The 16,094-nt window shown below is 71.6% G+C and carries 11 protein-coding genes; all 11 read left to right on the forward strand.

Annotated elements, in window-relative coordinates; translation table 11 throughout:
• The first annotated feature begins 34 nt into the window (after positions 1-34).
• On the forward strand, positions 35-3,544 hold the full coding sequence (gene rpoB, locus AC6CH6_RS01025) for a DNA-directed RNA polymerase subunit beta (protein WP_133409327.1): 3,510 nt from the start codon (positions 35-37) through the stop codon (positions 3,542-3,544).
• A gap of 61 nt (positions 3,545-3,605) precedes the next feature.
• A complete protein-coding gene (locus AC6CH6_RS01030) occupies positions 3,606-7,490 on the forward strand; it encodes a DNA-directed RNA polymerase subunit beta' (protein ID WP_031282944.1) in 3,885 nt (1,294 codons plus the stop codon).
• A gap of 149 nt (positions 7,491-7,639) precedes the next feature.
• A complete protein-coding gene (locus AC6CH6_RS01035) occupies positions 7,640-8,404 on the forward strand; it encodes an IclR family transcriptional regulator (RefSeq protein WP_017833280.1) in 765 nt (254 codons plus the stop codon).
• Between the two features lie 135 nt (positions 8,405-8,539).
• Positions 8,540-9,739 (forward strand): 4-hydroxybenzoate 3-monooxygenase, encoded by a 1,200-nt coding sequence (locus AC6CH6_RS01040; protein WP_498253754.1) that lies wholly within the window; start codon positions 8,540-8,542, stop codon positions 9,737-9,739.
• 158 nt (positions 9,740-9,897) lie between these two features.
• Positions 9,898-10,719 (forward strand): protocatechuate 3,4-dioxygenase subunit beta, encoded by an 822-nt coding sequence (gene pcaH, locus AC6CH6_RS01045; protein ID WP_017833282.1) that lies wholly within the window; start codon positions 9,898-9,900, stop codon positions 10,717-10,719.
• Positions 10,712-11,296, forward strand: a complete 585-nt coding sequence (gene pcaG / locus AC6CH6_RS01050; protein ID WP_498253755.1) for a protocatechuate 3,4-dioxygenase subunit alpha — start codon at positions 10,712-10,714, stop codon at positions 11,294-11,296. The genes pcaH and pcaG overlap by 8 nt, the downstream gene beginning before the upstream one ends.
• 91 nt (positions 11,297-11,387) lie before the next feature.
• On the forward strand, positions 11,388-12,833 hold the full coding sequence (locus AC6CH6_RS01055) for a lyase family protein (RefSeq protein WP_498253756.1): 1,446 nt from the start codon (positions 11,388-11,390) through the stop codon (positions 12,831-12,833).
• Entirely contained in the window at positions 12,830-13,663 is an 834-nt protein-coding gene (locus AC6CH6_RS01060) for an alpha/beta fold hydrolase (RefSeq protein WP_498253757.1), read from the forward strand. The genes AC6CH6_RS01055 and AC6CH6_RS01060 overlap by 4 nt, the downstream gene beginning before the upstream one ends.
• Positions 13,660-14,085 carry a 4-carboxymuconolactone decarboxylase gene (pcaC, locus tag AC6CH6_RS01065; protein WP_498253758.1) on the forward strand — a complete coding sequence of 142 codons (426 nt, stop codon included), beginning with the start codon at positions 13,660-13,662 and terminating at the stop codon, positions 14,083-14,085. The genes AC6CH6_RS01060 and pcaC overlap by 4 nt, the downstream gene beginning before the upstream one ends.
• A 71-nt stretch (positions 14,086-14,156) precedes the next feature.
• Positions 14,157-15,350, forward strand: a complete 1,194-nt coding sequence (locus AC6CH6_RS01070) for a thiolase family protein (protein WP_498253759.1) — start codon at positions 14,157-14,159, stop codon at positions 15,348-15,350.
• A gap of 50 nt (positions 15,351-15,400) precedes the next feature.
• Entirely contained in the window at positions 15,401-16,093 is a 693-nt protein-coding gene (locus tag AC6CH6_RS01075; RefSeq protein ID WP_133409335.1) for a 3-oxoacid CoA-transferase subunit A, read from the forward strand.
• The last annotated feature ends 1 nt before the right edge of the window (position 16,094 follow it).

Genomic DNA, 16,094 nt, shown 5'->3' on the forward strand with positions numbered 1-16,094 from the left:
CGATTCAACTGCAGGTCTGTGGAAGGAATCCATCTTGGTCGCCTCGAGCACCGATTCGAACGTAACCGCTAACCGACCGGCCGACGGGAACATCCCGCGCCGCATCTCCTTCGCCAAGATCCATGAACCGCTGGACGTGCCGAACCTGCTGGCCCTCCAGACGGACAGCTTCGACCGTCTCGTGGGCAACGAGCGGTGGCAGGCCCGTGTCCAGCAGGCCATCGAGACCGGGGAGCAGGGCATCGCCCGCACCTCCGGCCTGTCCGACATCTTCGAGGAGATCTCCCCGATCGAGGACTTCCAGGGCACCATGTCCCTGTCCTTCTCGGAGCCGGAGTTCTACGACCCGAAGTACACCATGGACGAGTGCAAGGACCGGGACGCCACGTACTCGGCGCCCCTGTACGTCAAGGCCGAGTTCATGAACAACAACACGGGCGAGATCAAGCAGCAGACCGTGTTCATGGGCGACTTCCCGCTGATGACCGAGAAGGGCACCTTCGTCATCAACGGCACCGAGCGTGTCGTCGTGTCCCAGCTCGTCCGCTCGCCGGGCGCCTACTTCGAGCGCGGCCAGGACCGCACCTCGGACAAGGACATCTACTCCGCGAAGATCATCCCCTCGCGCGGCGCCTGGTTCGAGCTCGAGATCGACAAGCGCGACCAGGTGGGCGTGCGCCTCGACCGCAAGCGCAAGCAGTCGGTCACCGTGCTGCTCAAGGCCCTCGGCTGGAGCGAGTCCCGCATCCTCGAGGAGTTCGGGGAGTTCGACTCCATCCGGGCGACCCTCGAGAAGGACACCGTCGAGTCCCGCGAGGACGCGCTGCTGGACATCTACCGCAAGCTGCGCCCGGGGGAGCCGCCCACGGTCGACGCCGCGCAGGCGCTGCTCGACAACATGTACTTCAACTCCAAGCGCTACGACCTCGCGAAGGTCGGCCGCTACAAGATCAACCGGAAGCTGGGCCTCGACAAGGCGTTCGAGGACGAGGACGCCTCCGTGCTGTCGGTCGACGACATCGTCGCGATGATCCGCTACCTCGTCACCCTGCACGCCGGCGGCGGCACCATGAAGGGCGTGCGCGACGGCGAGCCCCGCGAGGTCGTCGTGGACGTCGACGACATCGACCACTTCGGCAACCGCCGCATCCGCGCCGTGGGCGAGCTGATCGAGAACCAGATCCGCACGGGCCTGTCCCGCATGGAGCGCGTGGTGCGCGAGCGCATGACCACCCAGGACGTCGAGGCGATCACCCCGCAGACCCTGATCAACATCCGTCCCGTCGTGGCGGCGATCAAGGAGTTCTTCGGCACCTCGCAGCTGTCGCAGTTCATGGACCAGAACAACCCGCTCGCGGGCCTGACCCACAAGCGCCGCCTGTCCGCGCTCGGCCCGGGCGGTCTCTCCCGCGACCGCGCCGGCATGGAGGTCCGTGACGTCCACCCGTCGCACTACGGCCGCATGTGCCCGATCGAGACCCCCGAGGGCTCCAACATCGGCCTCATCGGCTCGCTGGCGACCTACGGGCGGATCAACCCCTTCGGCTTCATCGAGACCCCGTACCGCAAGGTCGTCGACGGCCTCGTCACCGACGAGGTCGAGTACCTCACCGCCGACGACGAGCGCGGCGTGACGATCGCCCAGGCCAACGCCCCGCTGGGCCCGGACAACCGGTTCGCCGAGGACGCCGTCCTCGCGCGCGCCGCCGACGGCTCCGGCGAGGCCGTGCTGGTCGACCCGACCGCCGTGCAGTTCATGGACGTCTCCCCGCGCCAGATGGTGTCCGTGGCGACCGCGCTCATCCCGTACCTGGAGCACGACGACGCCAACCGCGCGCTCATGGGTGCCAACATGCAGCGCCAGGCCGTGCCGCTGCTCGAGTCCGAGGCCCCGCTCGTGGGCACCGGCATGGAGCGCTACGCGGCCCTGGACGCCGGGGACTCCGTGCTGGCCCGCAAGGCCGGCGTGGTCGAGGAGGTCTCGGCGAACCTCGTGCGCGTGCTCAACGACGACGGGACGACCACGGTCTACCCGATCAACAAGTTCACGCGCTCCAACCCGGGCAACACGTACAACCAGCGCGTCATCGTCTCCGAGGGCGATCGCGTCGAGGAGCGCTCGGTCATCGCCGACGGCCCCTCCACGGACCAGGGCGAGCTGGCGCTGGGCAAGAACCTGCTGGTCGCCTACATGTCCTGGGAGGGCCTCAACTACGAGGACGCGATCATCCTCTCCCAGCGCATGGTCTCGGAGGACGTGCTCACCTCGATCCACATCGAGGAGCACGAGATCGACGCCCGCGACACGAAGCTGGGCGCCGAGGAGATCACCCGGGACATCCCGAACGTGTCCGAGGAGGTGCTGTCCGCCCTCGACGAGCGCGGCATCATCCACATCGGCGCGGAGGTCCAGGCCGGCGACATCCTCGTGGGCAAGGTCACCCCGAAGGGCGAGACCGAGCTGACCCCGGAGGAGCGCCTGCTGCGGGCGATCTTCGGCGAGAAGTCCCGCGAGGTGCGCGACACGTCCCTGAAGGTGCCCCACGGCGAGTCCGGCACCGTCATCGGCGTGCGCGTCTTCGACCGCGACGACGAGGACGACGACCTGCCCGCGGGCGTCAACCAGGTGGTCCGGGTGTACGTGGCGCAGAAGCGCAAGATCACGGACGGCGACAAGCTCGCCGGCCGCCACGGCAACAAGGGTGTCATCTCGAAGATCCTGCCCCTGGAGGACATGCCGTTCCTCGAGGACGGGACCCCCGTGGACATCATCCTCAACCCGCTGGGCGTGCCCGGCCGCATGAACCTGGGGCAGGTCCTCGAGGTGCACACCGGCTGGCTCGCGAAGCAGGGCTGGAACATCGAGGGCGACCCCGAGTGGCTCGACCGGCTGCCGAACTTCCCGAAGCAGTCCGGCCCCACGAACGTGGCCACCCCGGTGTTCGACGGCGCGCGCGAGGAGGAGATCTTCGACCTCCTCGACCACACCAACCCGACGCGCGACGGCGTGCGGCTGATCGACCGGTCCGGCAAGGCCCGGCTGTTCGACGGCCGCTCCGGCGAGCCGTTCCCGGACCCGGTGTCGGTCGGCTACCAGTACATCCTGAAGCTGCACCACCTCGTGGACGACAAGATCCACGCGCGCTCCACCGGCCCGTACTCCATGATCACCCAGCAGCCGCTGGGCGGTAAGGCGCAGTTCGGCGGTCAGCGCTTCGGTGAGATGGAGGTCTGGGCGCTCGAGGCGTACGGCGCCGCCTACACGCTGCAGGAGCTGCTGACGGTCAAGTCCGACGACGTGCACGGGCGCGTGAAGGTCTACGAGGCCATCGTGAAGGGCGAGAACATCCCCGAGCCGGGTGTCCCCGAGTCCTTCAAGGTCCTCATCAAGGAGATGCAGTCGCTGTGCCTGAACGTCGAGGTGCTCTCGGCGGACGGCAACACCATCGAGATGCGCGATTCGGATGACGAGGTCTTCCGGGCGGCCGAGGAACTGGGCATCGATCTCTCGCACTCCGAGCCCAGCTCGGTCGAAGAGGTCTGATCCCGCTCGGTCCACCCCGACGAGACGTCAACTTTTCCAGAGAAAGAGATAAAGGACCCTCATGTCCAACGAATCTTCACTAGGCCTCATGCGGATCGGTCTTGCGACCGCGGAGGACATCCGGACCTGGTCCTACGGCGAGGTCAAGAAGCCGGAGACCATCAACTACCGCACGCTCAAGCCCGAGAAGGACGGCCTGTTCTGCGAGAAGATCTTCGGTCCCACCCGGGACTGGGAGTGCTACTGCGGCAAGTACAAGCGCGTGCGCTACAAGGGCATCATCTGCGAGCGCTGCGGCGTGGAGGTCACCCGGGCCAAGGTGCGTCGTGAGCGCATGGGCCACATCGAGCTCGCCGCTCCCGTGACCCACATCTGGTACTTCAAGGGCGTGCCCTCGCGGCTCGGCTACCTGCTGGACCTCGCCCCGAAGGACCTGGAGAAGGTCATCTACTTCGCGGCGTACATGATCACGTCGGTGGACGAGGACGCCCGCCACGACGACCTGCCGAACCTGCAGGCCGCCGTGGACCGGGAGAAGGCGCAGATGGAGTCCACCCGCGACTCCGACATCGCCGCGATCGCCCGCGACCTCGAGACCGAGCTCGGCCGGGTCGAGGAGGAGGGCGGCAAGGCCGCGGAGAAGCGCAAGCTCCGCGACTCCGCCGACCGCCAGATGGCCAACGTGCGCAAGCGCGCCAACCTGGAGATCGACCGCCTCGAGCAGGTCTGGGACCGCTTCAAGAACCTCAAGGTCAACGACCTCGAGGGCGACGAGGCGCTCTACCGCGTCATGGTGGACCGCTACGGCATGTACTTCGAGGGCTCGATGGGCGCCGAGGCGATCAAGAAGCGCCTCGAGACCTTCGACCTCGAGGCGGAGGCCGAGTCCCTGCGGGAGACCATCGCCACCGGCAAGGGCCAGCGCAAGACCCGCGCCCTGAAGCGGCTCAAGGTCGTCAACGCGTTCCTGACCACGGACAACTCCCCGCTGGGCATGGTCCTGGACGCCGTCCCGGTGATCCCGCCGGAACTGCGCCCGATGGTCCAGCTCGACGGCGGCCGCTTCGCCACGTCGGACCTCAACGACCTCTACCGGCGCGTGATCAACCGCAACAACCGGCTCAAGCGCCTGCTGGACCTGGGCGCCCCGGAGATCATCGTCAACAACGAGAAGCGGATGCTGCAGGAGGCCGTGGACTCGCTGTTCGACAACGGCCGCCGCGGCCGCCCGGTCACCGGGCCGGGCAACCGTGCGCTGAAGTCGCTGTCCGACATGCTCAAGGGCAAGCAGGGCCGGTTCCGGCAGAACCTGCTCGGCAAGCGCGTCGACTACTCCGGCCGCTCGGTCATCGTGGTCGGCCCGCAGCTGAAGCTGCACCAGTGCGGTCTGCCCAAGCAGATGGCGCTGGAGCTGTTCAAGCCGTTCGTGATGAAGCGGCTCGTGGACCTCAACCACGCGCAGAACATCAAGTCGGCCAAGCGCATGGTCGAGCGCTACCGCCCCCAGGTGTGGGACGTGCTCGAGGAGGTCATCACCGAGCACCCGGTGCTGCTCAACCGTGCCCCCACCCTGCACCGTCTGGGCATCCAGGCGTTCGAGCCGCAGCTCGTCGAGGGCAAGGCCATCCAGCTCCACCCGCTCGTGTGCGGCGCGTTCAACGCCGACTTCGACGGTGACCAGATGGCCGTGCACCTGCCCCTGTCCCCGGAGGCCCAGGCCGAGGCGCGCATCCTGATGCTGTCCTCGAACAACATCCTGAAGCCCTCGGACGGCAAGCCGATCGCCCTGCCCTCGCAGGACATGATCATCGGGCTGTACCACCTCACCACCGTCCGCGAGGGCGAGGAGGGGGAGGGCCGCTCGTTCTCCTCCGTGGCCGAGGCGATCATGGCCCACGACGCCGGCCGGCTGCACCTCAACGCGCTGTGCCGGATCGAGCTGGACGACTTCGTGCCGTTCGAGGGCTGGGAGGCCCCCGAGGGCTGGGAGCCGGGTCAGCCCGTGCTGGTGCAGACCACGCTGGGCCGCGTGCTGTTCAACGAGACGCTGCCCGAGGACTACCCCTGGGACGAGGCCGTCGCGGACAAGAAGCACCTGTCCGCGCTGGTCAACGACCTCGCGGAGCGGTACCCGATGGTCACCGTGGCGCACACGCTGGACGAGCTCAAGGACGCCGGGTTCCACTGGGCGGCCCGCTCGGGCGTGACCGTGGCGATCTCGGACATCGCGACCCCGCCGGAGAAGCCCGCCATCATGGAGGGCTACGAGGCGCAGGCCGCGAAGATCCAGGGCCAGTACGACCGCGGTCTGATCGACGACGACGAGCGCCGCTCGGAGCTCATCGACATCTGGACCAAGGCCACGGACGAGGTCGCCCAGGCCATGCAGGCGAACCTGTCCCCGCTGAACACCATCAACCGCATGGTGTCCTCCGGCGCCCGAGGCAACTGGATGCAGGTCCGCCAGATCGCCGGCATCCGCGGGCTCGTGTCCAACCCCAAGGGCGAGATCATGCCCCGGCCGATCAAGTCCTCGTACCGCGAGGGCCTGTCCGTGCTGGAGTACTTCATCGCGACCCACGGCGCCCGCAAGGGCCTGGCCGACACCGCGCTGCGCACGGCGAACTCGGGCTACCTGACCCGTCGTCTCGTCGACGTCTCCCAGGACGTCATCGTGCGGGAGGCGGACTGCATGACGGAGCGCGGCCTGAACCTGCCGCTCGCCGACGTGCAGGAGAGCGGGTCCCGCGTGCTGCACGAGGACATCGAGAACACCGTGCACGGCCGGGTGCTCGCGGTGGACGTCGTGGACGCCAACGGCGAGATCCTGGCCGAGGCCGGCACGGACCTCTCCGACGGGCTCATCAGCGCCCTCTTCGCGGGCGGGGCCGACACGGTGCGCGTGCGCTCCGTGCTGACCTGCGAGTCCGCGGTGGGCGTCTGCGCGGCCTGCTACGGCCGCTCGCTGGCGTCCAACCAGCTGGTGGACATCGGCGAGGCCGTCGGCATCATCGCCGCGCAGTCCATCGGCGAGCCGGGCACGCAGCTCACGATGCGCACCTTCCACACCGGTGGTGTGGCGTCCTCGGACGGCGACATCACCCAGGGTCTGCCCCGTATCCAGGAGCTCTTCGAGGCCCGCACGCCCAAGGGCGTCGCGCCGATCTCGGAGGTCGCCGGGCGGGTCAGCATCGAGGACACCGAGAAGGCCCTGAAGCTCGTCGTGACCCCGGACAACGGGGACGAGGCGATCGGGTACCCGGTGCTGCGCCGCGCCAAGCTGCTCGTGACCGAGGGCGACCACGTCGAGGTCGGCCAGCAGCTGGTCTCGGGCGCCGTCGACCCCAAGGAGGTGCTGCGCATCCGCGGGCCGCGGCAGGCGCAGAAGCACCTCGTGGACGAGGTGCAGCGCGTGTACCGCTCCCAGGGCGTGGGCATCCACGACAAGCACGTCGAGGTCATCGTGCGGCAGATGCTGCGCCGCGTGACGATCATCGAGTCGGGCGAGACGGACCTGCTGCCGGGCGAGCTCGTCGAGAACGTGCGCTTCCTGGAGGCCAACCGCAAGGCCGTGGCCGAGAGCAGCCGGCCGGCCGCCGGCCGCCCGGAGCTGATGGGCATCACCAAGGCCTCGCTGGCCACCGACTCGTGGCTGTCGGCCGCGTCCTTCCAGGAGACCACCCGCGTGCTCACGCAGGCGGCCATGGAGGGCAAGTCCGACCCGCTGGTGGGCCTCAAGGAGAACGTGATCATCGGCAAGCTGATCCCGGCCGGCACCGGGCTCGCGCGGTACAACAACATCGACGTGGAGCCGACGGACGAGGCGAAGGCCTCGCTGTTCACGGAGCCGGGCTCGTTCTCGGACTTCAGCTACGCGGAGGAGAACTCCTCGCCCGCCGAGTTCCAGGCGATCCCGCTGGAGGACTACGACTTCGGCTCCAACTGAGGTCGGCGTCCCGCGCAGGACGTGATCACCCTCGTGGTCACCACGGCAGCCCCGTTCCGGAAGAAGCGTCTTCCGGGGCGGGGCTGCCCCCGTCCCGCGGCCGGCCACGGGGCCGGGCCGCGGACCAGGAAGGAGCCCCAGGAGTCACCATGGCGAACTCACCCACCGGGGAGTCCGTGCTCGAGCGGGCGGACCGGATCCTCGCGGCGTTCACGGCGGAGGACTCCCGGCTGACCGGGGGCCGGATCGCGGCCCTCACCGGGCTGCCCACCGCCACCGCGCACCGGCTCGCCCGGGACATGGCCCGCCAGGGCTGGCTCGAGCGGGTGGAGGGCGGGCACTACGTGGTCGGCACCCGGCTGTGGGAGCTGGTCAACCGCTCCTCGCGCGAGCTCGGCCTGGCGCGCGCCGCCCGCCCCTTCATGGGCGACATCCACGCGGTGCTGCGCCAGCACGTGCAGCTCGGCATCGTGGAGGGCCGCGAGGTCCTGCTCGTGGAACGGCTCTCCCACCCCCGGGCGGTGCCCGTCCGGTCGGAGGTGGCCGGCCGGCTGCCCCTGCACCTGTCGGCCACGGGCCTCGTGCTGCTGGCGCACGCCCCCCAGGACTACCAGGAGGAGTACCTGCAGGGGCCCCTCACCGCCTTCACCGAGCTCTCGCCGACCGAGCCCGCGGTGCTGGCCGCGGAGCTCGAGCGGATCCGCGGCGCGGGCCACGCCCTGCAGACCGGCTATCTCGAGGCCGGCACGGCGGGCATCGCCGTCCCCGTGCGGGGGCGCGGCGACCAGGTGGTGGCGGGCCTGGGCGTCATCACCCCGGCGGGCGACCCGGCCGCGCGGGCCGGGGCGATCGTCCAGGCGCTGCACACCGCGGCCCATGGCATCCGCCGGACCCTGCGGGACGCCCCCCGCTGAGACCGGCCGCGGCGCCGGCTCCCGGGCACCCCGCGCCCGTCGCCCCCAGCATCCCGTTCAACGGGACGACTGTGGTGCCGCCCACAGGCCGCTGAGACACTGGACACGATTCCCGTCGTATCACCAGGAGCACTCATGAGCGCACAGCGCACCGTTCTCAGCACGCAGGTCGGCATCGTGGGCGGCGGCCCGGCCGGGCTGATGCTGGCCCACCTGCTCGGCCGCGCCGGCATCGACAGCATCGTGGTCGAGAAGCGCGACAAGGACACCATCCACGCCACCCACCGGGCGGGCATCCTCGAGGCGCCCACGGTGCGGATGCTGACCGACTCCGGCGTCGACGGGCGGGTGCTCACGGAGGGCCACGAGCACGAGGGCACCGTGCTGCGCTTCGAGGGGGAGAGCCACCGGATCGACTTCAAGGAGCTCGTCGGCGAGTCCGTGTGGCTCTACCCGCAGAACGAGGTGTTCCTGGACCTGGCCGACGCCCGGGAGCGCGACGGCGGCGACGTCCGCTGGTCCGTCACGGACACCGAGGTGGTCGACCTGACCACCGACCGGCCCGGCATCCGCTTCACCGACGCCGCGGGCGAGGACTTCGAGATCCGCTGCGACATCCTCGTGGGCGCCGACGGCTCGCAGAGCATCTGCCGCCGCGCCATCCCGGAGCAGGAGCGCACCGACAACTTCATCGAGTACCCCTTTGCCTGGTTCGGCATCCTCGCCGAGGCCCCGCCGAGCGCCCCGGAGCTCATCTACTCGAACTCCGAGCACGGCTTCGCCCTCATCTCCCAGCGCAGCGGGACCGTCCAGCGGATGTACTTCCAGTGCGACCCCGAGGAGGACGTCGACGACTGGGACGACGAGCGGATCTGGGCCGAGCTCCAGCGCCGGGTCGAGGGCCCCGACGGGCTCCGGCTCGAGGAGGGCCCCATCTTCGACAAGACCGTGCTGAAGTTCCGCTCCTACGTCTGCGAGCCCCTGCGCCACGGCAACCTGTTCCTCGTCGGCGACGCCGGCCACACCGTCCCCCCGACCGGCGCCAAGGGCCTGAACCTCGCGTTCTGCGACGTCCGCGTGCTCGCCCCGGCGATCGTCGAGTTCTTCCGCTCGGGCGACGGCACCGGGCTGGCCGGGTACTCGGCCACGGCGCTGGAGCGGGTGTGGAAGGCGCAGAACTTCTCCTACTGGGCCACCCACCTCATGCACACCCAGCCGGGGGAGAACCCCTTCAACCAGAAGCGCCGGCGCGGCGAGTTCAAGGCGATCACCGGCTCCGAGCGCGGCGCCGCCTACTTCGCGGAGTCCTACACCGGCTGGCCCGACGACCGCTGACCCCCGGCCCCGCCGGGCCTCCCCACTGTGACCCCACAATAAGTTCGCACAGTGAACATATGTGCGAATGCTGCACCGAATGCGCTAGCCTCGGAGAGTTCGCCGCGGGCACCACGCCCGCCGGTGCGGCAGCCACCTCGCAACAAAGGAGCTGAACCATGACCGACCAGGACCAGGGGCCGGAGGAATCCTTCGTGCACCTCACCCCGAAGGGCCCCGACGACGCGGCGGACACGCAGGCCGACCTCGACCGCGAGATGGCCGGCATCAGCGCCGACTACAGCGCGTCCGGCCGCACCGAGACGCAGCCGCGGCTGGACTACGCGCCCTACCGCAGCTCGATCCTGCGGCACCCCACCAAGGACCTGCACCACGCGGACCCGGAGACCATCGAGCTGCACGCCCCCGCCTTCGGCGAGCGTGACGTGCACCGGCTCGAGTCGGACCTGACCATCCAGTCCGGCGGGGAGCCCATCGGCGAGCGGATCAAGATCCGCGGCCGGGTCCTCGACGGCGACGGCCGGCCCGTGCGCCGCCAGCTCGTGGAGATCTGGCAGGCCAACGCGGCCGGGCGGTACATCCACAAGCGGGACCAGCACCCGGCCCCCATCGACCCGAACTTCACCGGCGTGGGGCGCTGCCTGACCGGCGACGACGGCTCCTACGAGTTCGTCACCATCAAGCCCGGGCCGTACCCCTGGAAGAACCACCACAACGCCTGGCGGCCCGCGCACGTGCACTTCTCCCTGTTCGGCACGGACTTCACCCAGCGGATGATCACCCAGATGTACTTCCCCTCGGACCCGCTGTTCGCGCTGGATCCGATCTTCCAGTCCATCGTGGACCCCGAGGCCCGCCGCCGGCTCGTGGCCGACTACGACCACGAAGCGTCCGAGCACGAGTGGCTGCTCGGCTACACCTGGGACATCGTGCTCAGCGGCTCGAACCGCACCTGGACGGAAGGCGACTCCAATGTCTGAGACCCCGGCGACCCCCGCACTCCCGGCCACCCCCGGCCAGACCATCGGGCCGTTCTTCGGCTACGCGCTGCCCTACGACAAGGGCGAGCTGCTGGTCCCGCTCGGGCACCCGCAGGCGGTGCGCCTGCACGGCACGGTGACCGACGGCCACGGCGACCTCGTGCCGGACGCCATGCTCGAGATCTGGCAGGCCGACGGCAACGGCCACGTCCCCACCGCGACCGGCTCGCTCGTGCGCGACGGCTACACCTTCACCGGCTTCGGCCGCGCGTCCGTCGACAACGAGGGCCACTACACCTTCACCACCGTGGACCCGGGGCCGACCGAGCCCGGCAAGGCGCCGTTCATCACGCTGACCGTCTTCGCCCGGGGCGTGACGAACCGGCTGTTCACCCGCATCTACCTGCCGGAGGACACCGAGGCCCTCGCGAACGACCCGCTGCTGCGCTCCCTGCCCGAGGACCGCCGCCGCACCCTGGTCGCCGAGCGGGAGGCCGACGGCTCCCTGCGCTTCGACCTCCGGCTCCAGGGCGAGGGCGAGACCGTCTTCCTCACCTACCCGAACCTCGAGGCGTGACCGCTCCGTGCGGGGGCCCCGGCCGCCCCGGGGCCCCCGCACGGCACCACCCCGCCACGGACGACCCGACGACCACCGAAGGAGGACGCGCATGACCGACGCCGGGCTGCTCCGCCCCGGAGCCCACCGGGGTGACGCGCACACGGACGACACCGCGGTGCTCCAGGCGCTGCTCGACGTCGAGGCCGCCTGGGTCGCCGCGCAGGCGGACGCCGGGCTCGCCCCGCGCGCCGCCGCCGCGGCCGCGCGTGCGGCCGCCCGCGCCGCGGACTACGACGCCGGGGACATCGCCCGGCGCGCCGAGGGCGGCGGCAACCCCGTCATCCCGCTCCTCGCCGACTACCGGCGCCGGCTGGGGGAGCTCGACCCCGGCGCCGTGCGCTTCGTGCACCGCGGCCTGACCAGCCAGGACGTCATGGACACCGCCATGATGCTGCTGGCCCGGCGCGCCGCCGTCCCCCTCGCCGAGCAGCTGTCCGAGACGGCCGACGCCCTGGCCCGGCTGGCGGACGTCCACCGCGGCACCGTCCAGGCCGCCCGCACCCTGACCCAGCACGCGCTGCCGACCACCTTCGGGCTCAAGGCCGCCGGCTGGCTGGCCGGGCTGCAGGACCTCGAGGCGGACCTCGCCGGGCTCGCCCGGCTCCCGGTGTCCTGCGGCGGCGCCGCCGGCACCCTCGCCGGCAGCCTCGCGCTCTTCCCGGGCGCCCCCGACGCCGCCGAGCAGGCCCTCGAGCTCGCCCGCCGCTGGGCCGACGAGCTCGGCCTGAGCCTGCCGCCGCACGTGTGGCACGCCACCAGGCGGCCGGTGCTGCGCACCGGCGAGACCTTCGCGGCGGTCTGCGCGGCCCTCGGCCGGATCGCCAACGACGTCCTGCTGCTGTCCCGCCCCGAGCTCGGCGAGCTGCGCGAACCGGCCGCCGAGGGCCGCGGGGTGTCCTCGGCGATGCCGCAGAAGCAGAACCCGGTGCTGTCCGTGCTGCTCAAGCGCACCGCCCTGACGGCGCCGCAGCTCGTGGCCCAGCTCCACGTCGCCGCCTCCCAGTTCGTCGACGAGCGCCCCGACGGCGCCTGGCACACGGAGTGGCCGGCGCTGCGGGAGCTCGCCCGGCTCGCCGTCGCGGCGTCGTCGCACGCGGCCGAGCTCACGGCCGGGCTCACCGTGCGGAGCGCCCGGATGCGGGCCAACCTGGACGCGTCGGGTCCCGCCGTGCTCGCCGAGCGGATCAGCGCGGAGCTCGCGCCCCTGCTGCCGCCCGCCGCCGACGGCGCCACGGGGCGGCAGCGCGTGCAGGCGGTCGTGCGCGAGCACGCGACCGACGGACCGGGCATGCTCGACGCCCTCGTGGGCCTCGCCGCCGGCACCGCCTTGGCCGACGGCACCCCCGTGGACCGGGACGTCGTGGCCGGGCTGCTCGACCCCGCCGGGTACCTCGGGGCCAACGACCTGCTGATCGACCGCGTGCTCGCCCAGCACCGCCGGTCCGCGAACGACCGTCCGTCCACCCCCCGGACCCGCCCAGGAGCACCCGCATGACCGTCCCCGTCCTGACCCTCGTCGAGTTCTCGACCCGCCGGGCCCCGTCGCCGCGGGCGCCCCTGCTGGTGCTCGGCCCGGGCCTCGGCACCTCCGCCGCCTCGCTGTGGTCCGCCGCGGCGCACCTGCTGGAGACCGACCTGCGCGTGGTCGGCTGGGACCTCCCCGGCCACGGCGGCTCCGCGCCCACCGACGAGCCGTTCGGCACCGCCGAGCTCGCCCGGGCCGTGCTCGATGCCGTGGACCGCTACCGCGAAGCCGCCGGCCTCGAAACCGGAGGTCCGTTCTACTACGCGGGCACCTCCCTCGGCGGCTGCGTCGGCCTCCAGCTGCTGCTCGACGCGCCGCACCGGCTGGCGGCGGCCGTGCTGGTGGGCACCGCCGCCCGGGTGGGGGAGCCCGCGTCGTGGTCCGAGCGCGCCCGGCTCGTGGCCGCCGCCGGCACCCCCACCCAGGTCGTGGGCTCCGCGCAGCGGTGGTTCGCCCCGGGCTTCATCGAGCGGGACGCGGTCACGACCACCGGGCTGCTGCACGCCCTCCAGGACGCGGACCGGTTCTCCTACGCCCGGGCCTGCGAGACCCTCGCCGGCTTCGACGCGACCGGACGCCTCGGCGCCGTCGACGTCCCCGTGCTCACCGTGGTCGGCGCGCAGGACGCCGCCACGCCGCCCGACGCCGCGGCGGAGCTGGCCGGGGCGACCGGCGGCCGCCTCGTGGTCGTCGAGGGCGCGGGCCACCTGGTGCCCGCCGAGGCCCCGCAGGACGTGGCGCGCCTGCTGGACGAGCACATCGGCGCCCACCCACCCCACCACGAAGGAGCACGAGCATGAGCGGCAACCCCCGGCGCACCGAGCAGGAGGCCCACGCGGACGGCATGGCCGTGCGCCGCGAGGTGCTCTCCGACGCCCACGTGGACCGCGCCGAGGCCGGCAAGGACGCCTTCACCGCCGAGTTCCAGGACTTCATCTCCCGCTACGCGTGGGGCGAGATCTGGACCCGGCCGGGACTGGACCGGCGGATGCGCAGCGCCGTGACCCTGACCGCGCTGATCGCCGCCGGGCACTGGGAGGAGTTCGAGATGCACGTGCGCGCCGCCCTGCGCAACGGCCTGGAGCGGGACGAGATCAAGGAGATCCTGCTCCAGTCGGCGATCTACCTCTCCGTGCCCTCCGCCAACAACGCCTTCAAGCACGCCAAGCAGGTCCTCGACGCCCTCGACGCCGAGGACTCCGGGCCGCCCCCGGCCCCCTGACCTGCCGGCCCTCCGACCACCCCATTCCGGCACCCCGTGACCGACGTGCAACGACGCAAGTGAGGAACACCATGACCGAGGCCTACATTTACGACGCCGTGCGGACCCCCTTCGGCCGCTTCGGCGGCGCCCTGGCGGGCGTGCGCCCCGACGACCTGGCCGCCCTGGTGATCGGCGAGCAGGTCCGGCGCGCGTCCGCGCTGGACCCCGCCGCGATCGACGAGGTCGTGCTCGGCAACGCCAACGGCGCCGGCGAGGAGAACCGCAACGTCGCCCGCATGGGCACGCTGCTGGCCGGCCTGCCCGTCGAGCTCCCCGGCACCACCGTCAACCGCCTGTGCGGGTCGTCCCTGGACGCCGCGATCATCGCGTCCCGGCAGATCAACGCGGGCGAGGCCGACCTGATGCTCGTCGGCGGCGTCGAGTCCATGAGCCGGGCCCCCTGGGTGCTCCCGAAGACGGAGAAGCCCTACCCGGCCGGCGACCTGACCCTCGCCTCCACCACGCTGGGCTGGCGCCTCGTGAACCCGGCGATGAACCCGGAGTGGACCGTGTCCCTGGGCGAGGCCACCGAGCAGCTCGCCGAGCGCCACGGCATCACCCGCGGGCGGATGGACGAGTTCGCGTTCCGCTCCCACCAGCTCACCCAGCAGGCGTGGGACGAGGGCTTCTACGACGACCTCACCGTCCCGGTCCCCGGCACCGAGCTGACCCGGGACGAGTCCGTCCGCGCGTCCTCGACGGTCGAGAAGCTGGGCGGGCTCAAGACCGTCTTCCGCCCCGCGGACCAGGGCGGCACCGTCACCGCCGGCAACGCCTCGCCCCTCAACGACGGCGCCTCCGCGGCGCTGCTGGGCTCCGAGAGGGCCGCCGAGCTGACCGGCCTGCAGCCCCTCGCCCGCATCGCCGGACGGGCCGCCGCGGCCAACGAGCCGCAGTTCTTCGGCTTCGCCCCGGTCGAGGCCGCGAACCTCGCGCTGCGCCGCGCCGGGATCACGTGGGAGGACGTCGCCGCCGTCGAGCTCAACGAGGCCTTCGCCGCCCAGTCCCTCGCCTGCGTCGACGCGTGGGGGATCGACCCCGCGATCGTCAACCGGCACGGCGGCGCCATCGCCATCGGCCACCCCCTCGGGGCGTCCGGCACCCGCATCCTCGGCACGCTCGCGAAGTCCCTGCAGGCCTCCGGGGCCCGCTGGGGCGTGGCGGCCATCTGCATCGGCGTGGGCCAGGGCCTCGCCGTCGTGCTCGAGAACCAGAACGCCTGAGACCCGTGCGGGACCCGGGCGGAGAAGACCACCGAAGGAAGGCACAACGCATGCTGAACATCGCAGAGAGCTGCGCGCAGGCCGTGGCCCCGATCCACGACGGCGCCGTCGTCATGATCGGCGGCTTCGGCGTGGCCGGCCAGCCCGTCGAGCTGATCGACGCGCTCATCGAGCACGGGGCCACCGACCTGACGGTCGTGAACAACAACGCCGGCAACGGCGACGTGGGCCTGGCCCGGCTGATCCAGCTCGGCCGCGTGCGGAGGATCATCTGCTCCTTCCCGCGCCAGTCCGACTCCTGGCACTTCGACGAGAAGTACCGCGCCGGGCAGATCGAGCTCGAGGTCGTCCCCCAGGGCAACCTCGCCGAGCGGATCCGCGCCGCCGGCGCCGGCATCGGGGGGTTCTTCACCCCCACCGGCTACGGCACCCTGCTCGCGGAGGGCAAAGAGGTCCGCGAGATCGACGGCCGCCACTACGTGCTCGAGCACCCCATCAAGGCCGACTTCTCGCTGACCAAGGCGCACGTCGCCGACCGGGCCGGCAACCTCGTCTACCGGAAGACGGCCCGCAACTTCGGCCCGATCATGGCCGCCGCCGCCACCACCTCCATCGTGCAGGTCGCGGAGGTCGTGGAGCGCGGCGGACTGGACCCCGAGGCCGTCGTGACCCCCGGCATCTACGTGGACACCGTCGTGCGGATCGACGCACCCGCCCAGACCGACCCCCGAGAGGACATCTGAG

This window comes from Kocuria sp. GQ42 (assembly GCF_059758435.1).